Genomic DNA, 520 nt, shown 5'->3' with positions numbered 1-520 from the left:
GAGGGTGGACGGCGACGGTTCCGTTGACGCGGCGAAGATCGTTGCCGCGGTCGAGGAGGCCGGATACGAAGTGGCGAATCAGTCATGAACACCGCAGCCAAGCTCGGTTCCTACATCCTGGGGCTGGCCGTCGTCTTCGGCGGCGCCCTGGGTGCGGGCAAGGTGGTCGGGCCGGTCGGAGCGGCTCCGGCCGACGAGCACGCCGCCATGGCGGCGCCTGCCGCGAGTGCGGAACATGGTGAGCACGCCGCCCAGCAGGCGAAGAGTGATACTCCTGGGGGGCTGCAAGTGTCCGAGAACGGTTACACCCTCACCTCGCTGACCGGGGCGATCAAGCCGGGTGAGCCCACCGATTTCCGCTTCACCGTGACGGGTCCCGACGGCAAGCCGGTGACCGATTACCAGGTCGAGCACGACAAGAAGCTGCATTTCATCGTCGTCTCCCGTGATCTGAGCAGTTTCCAGCACGTGCATCCGGAGATGACGCCTGAGGGCGTCTGGTCGGTCGAGCTGACGTTGC

The 520-nt window shown here is 66.2% G+C and carries 1 pseudogene; it reads left to right on the top strand.

The annotated features are described in order from the left end of the window. Positions 1–84 precede the first annotated feature (84 nt). Positions 85–520 (top strand): annotated as a pseudogene (locus ACFLIM_RS50295) (hypothetical protein); the annotation flags it as partial.

Origin of the sequence: Nonomuraea marmarensis (genome assembly GCF_043197025.1) — a bacterium.
Taxonomy (GTDB): Bacteria; Actinomycetota; Actinomycetes; order Streptosporangiales; family Streptosporangiaceae; genus Nonomuraea; species Nonomuraea marmarensis.
This window is presented reverse-complemented; position numbering and strand designations above follow the sequence as displayed.